Origin of the sequence: Acidovorax sp., assembly GCF_046291265.1 — a bacterium.
GTDB lineage: Bacteria > Pseudomonadota > Gammaproteobacteria > Burkholderiales > Burkholderiaceae_C > Acidovorax.
On sequence record NZ_JBKBTV010000129.1, the window covers coordinates 1 to 3,800 of the forward strand.

A 3,800-nucleotide genomic window follows, 5' to 3' on the forward strand; every position below is an offset into this window, starting at 1 on the left:
GGCGGGACGGTAAGCGTTTGCGATTCGGCCCGCGGTATCGCCAGCTTGCACCGTCACGCCATCAGCGGGTACTGCGCGGGGCGCTGCAGCTGGACGGGGTGCTGCCGGTGCGGCTGCCACGTCATTGCTGCGAGCTGCAGCAGCGGCACGCGGTGCGGGCGCTTGTGTGGCAGGGGCGGAAATCTGGGGTGACGCGGTGACCGATGGCGCTGGGCGGCGCAGGGTCGGTGGGTCAAACAACATGGTGTAACTGCGCACGATGCGGCCCGTGCCCCAGTTGGCGTCCAGCACCAGGTCGAGGAAGGGCTCATTGACCGGGCGATCGCTCGACAGGCGCAGTACAGCGGTGCCGTCGGCGCGGCGCTGCAGCTGGATCTGCAGGTTGTTCATGGTCGGCGTGAATTCCATGCCCTGGGCGCGGAAGACTTCCGGGCTGGCGGTGGTGGCGCGCAGGGTGTCGGCTTCAGCCGGGGTGATCTGCGGCAGGTCGATTTCGGCGCGCAAAGGCTCGCCCAAAGCAGATTGCACCGTGATGCGACCCAGGGCCAAAGCGGCTGCGTCTCCAGCATAAAAGCCCGCCGACGCAACGGCCGCGGCCGCCAAGACTGAAAATTTCCATCGATGCATGTTTGCCAACAACTGATTAGGTTTTTTTGCGGCTCGGACGAGCGGTGCTTTTTTTCTCATGTCTGATCCCCGCCCCGGCGCGTGAAAATATGTAAAAAGCACCATAGCATCAATGTTTTGCACTGACAAGCTGAGGTGGCGCTGACGCTGTGCACGGGGTGCCGACGCCCCAACTTGGGGCGCATAGATGTTGCCAATTGCCAACGACCCGTAACTGGGTGTGTCAAGACGTTGGTTGCAAAAAAGCGCGCCCAGTCTTCACAGGGCGCGCTTTTGATGCAGGTTTTTCGGTCAGTTCTTCGGTATCAGGCGTCGAGCAAGATGCGCAGCATGCGGCGCAGCGGCTCTGCAGCACCCCACAGCAACTGATCGCCGATAGTGAAGGCGCCCACGTACTCCGGGCCCATGGCCAGCTTGCGGATGCGGCCCACGGGGATGGTCATGGTGCCGGTCACAGCCACCGGCGTCAGGTCCTTGATGGTGGCTTCGCGGGTGTTGGGAACGACCTTGGCCCATGGGTTGTCGGCGGCAATCATGGCTTCGATGTCGGCTACGGGCACGTCCTTCTTGAGCTTGAAGGTCAGCGCCTGGCTGTGGCAGCGCATGGCACCTACACGCACACAAAAGCCGTCCACAGGGATGGCCGCAGAGTCAAATCCTTCTCCCATGCCCAGGATCTTGTTCGTTTCGGCCATGCCCTTCCACTCTTCCTTGGACATTCCGTTGCCCAAGTCCTTGTCGATCCAGGGGATTAGGCTGCCGCCCAGTGGCACGCCGAAGTTGGCGGTTTCGGCACCAGTCAGTGCACGCTGCTTGGCGATGATCTTGCGGTCGATTTCCAGGATGGCGCTCTTGGGGTCGTCCAGCAGCGAACGCACTTCGGCGTTCAGCGTGCCGTATTGCGTGAGCAGTTCGCGCATGTGCTGCGCGCCGCCACCCGATGCCGCTTGGTAAGTCTGGGTGCTCATCCATTCCACGAGGCCGGCCTTGTACAGCGCGCCCACGCCCATCAGCATGCAGCTCACGGTGCAGTTGCCGCCAATCCAGTCCTTGCCGCCGTTGGCCAAGGCGTTCTTGATGACGGGCATGTTGACCGGGTCGAGCACGATGACCGCGTTCTTGTCCATGCGCAGGGACGACGCGGCATCGATCCAGTGGCCGGTCCAGCCTGCGGCGCGCAGCTTGGGGTACACCTCGTTGGTGTAGTCGCCGCCTTGGGCGGTGATGATGATTTCGCAGCGCTTGAGGGCGTCGATGTTGAACGCGTCCTGCAGGGTGGTTTCGTTCTTGGCCTGCGCTGGGGCCTTGCCGCCTGCGTTGGATGTGGAGAAGAACAATGGCTCAATCAGATCGAAGTCTTTTTCTTCGACCATGCGGTCCATCAACACCGAGCCGACCATGCCGCGCCAGCCGACCAAACCTACCAACTTGTTGCTGCTCATTTCAACGCCCTTTCAGATTAAGAAACAGTGCCAGACCGGACTGCTCGCCTGGCTCGTCAGAGGCCAGGAGGGGCGCACGACGAACCAGGCTGAGTCAGCCCTTAATGGTCGTGGTTTTGGTGATGGTTGCGCGCGCAGCAACACCGGCCGTGGCGGCGGGTGTGAGGTTCAGAGCGAACGTGTGGGCGGCAAACATTGGGTGACGAGTATATCGGAGGGTCGCCCGACGGGCCAGCGCGCCGACCTGTCGGGGTGCAGAAACAACAAAGGGCGGCCCGAAGACCGCCCTTTTTTGCGCATCCCGCCCCGTACAGGACAGATGTACAGGACGAATGCAGTGTTCAGTGCTCTACGCACCCACCACCATGGGCGGCAAGGGGCGCAGCGCCAAAGGCCTGGCCCTTACTTCAAGGCCGCCACCACGGCATCGCCCATCTGCGCCGTGCCCACCTTGGTGGTGCCTTCACTGTAGATGTCGGGGGTGCGCAAGCCCTGGGCCAGCACCTTTTGCACGGCGGCTTCGATGCGCTGGGCGGCGGCTTCCTGGTTCAGGCTGAAGCGCAGCATCATCGCGGCCGACAGGATGGTGGCCAGCGGGTTGGCCACGCCCTTGCCGGCGATATCCGGCGCGCTGCCGTGGCTGGGTTCGTACAGGCCCTGGTTGCTGCTGTTCAGGCTGGCCGAGGGCAGCATGCCGATGGAGCCGGTGAGCATGGACGCTTCGTCCGACAGGATGTCGCCGAACATGTTGCCGGTTACCACCACGTCAAACGCCTTGGGCGCCTTCACAAGCTGCATGGCCGCGTTGTCCACATACATGTGCTGCAGCTCGACGTCGGGGTATTCCTTGTGCACGTCGGTGACCACGTCCTTCCAGAACTGGAAGGTTTCGAGCACGTTGGCCTTGTCCACGCTGGTGACCTTGTTGCTCCGCTTGCGGGCTGCCTGGAAGGCGACGTGGGCGATGCGTTCGATCTCGGGGCGGCTGTAGCGCATCGTGTCGAAGGCTTCTTCGGCACCGGGGAAGTGGCCGTCGGTGGCCACACGGCGGCCGCGCGGCTGGCCGAAGTAGATGTCGCCCGTCAGCTCGCGAATGATGAGGATGTCCAGGCCCGCGATCAGCTCGGGCTTCAGGCTCGATGCGCTCACCAGTTGCTCATAGCAGATGGCGGGGCGGAAGTTGGCGAACAGACCCAGGTTCTTGCGCAGGCCCAGGATGGCTTGCTCGGGGCGCAAGGGGCGGTCGAGCGTATCGTATTTCCAGTCGCCCACGGCGCCGAACAGGATGGCATCGGATTCTTTGGCGAGCTTGAGGGTGGCTTCAGGCAGCGGGTGGCCGTGGGCGTCATACGCCACGCCGCCGACCAGGGCGGATTCCATCTCGAACGGGAGTTCAAGGGCTTCGAGCACCTTGACGGCTTCGGACACGATTTCAGGGCCAATGCCGTCACCCGGCAGAACTGCGATTTTCATTGAATTGCTTTGTTTTTGATAGCTGCTAGCGCTTATGGATAAAGCGCTAGAGGCCAATTTGACTGATATTTTGGATGTCCACGCCGTCTTACGACACCATGGTGTGCGCGAGCCAGGGCTTGGTGGCCAGGCGCTGCGCTTCAAACGCCTTGATCTTGTCGGACTGGAGCAAGGTCAGGCCGATGTCGTCAAAACCGTTGAGCAGGCAGTATTTGCGGAAGGCCTGCACGTCGAACGGGATCTCTTCGCCCTGGGGCC

3 protein-coding genes and 1 pseudogene are annotated in these 3,800 nt (G+C 62.6%); all 4 read right to left on the minus strand.

The window, feature by feature from the left end; translation table 11 throughout:
• Positions 1–627, minus strand: a 627-nt coding sequence (locus ACK41V_RS23370) for a FimV family protein (RefSeq protein ID WP_409786026.1), incomplete at its 3' end; no start/stop codon positions are given.
• A gap of 305 nt (positions 628–932) precedes the next feature.
• On the minus strand, positions 933–2,069 hold the full coding sequence (asd, locus tag ACK41V_RS23375) for an aspartate-semialdehyde dehydrogenase (RefSeq protein WP_409786028.1): 1,137 nt from the start codon (positions 2,067–2,069) through the stop codon (positions 933–935).
• Between the two features lie 402 nt (positions 2,070–2,471).
• Positions 2,472–3,542 (minus strand): 3-isopropylmalate dehydrogenase, encoded by a 1,071-nt coding sequence (leuB, locus tag ACK41V_RS23380; RefSeq protein WP_409786030.1) that lies wholly within the window; start codon positions 3,540–3,542, stop codon positions 2,472–2,474.
• Positions 3,543–3,630: 88 nt separating this feature from the next.
• A pseudogene (locus ACK41V_RS23385) lies at positions 3,631–3,800 on the minus strand (3-isopropylmalate dehydratase small subunit); the annotation flags it as partial.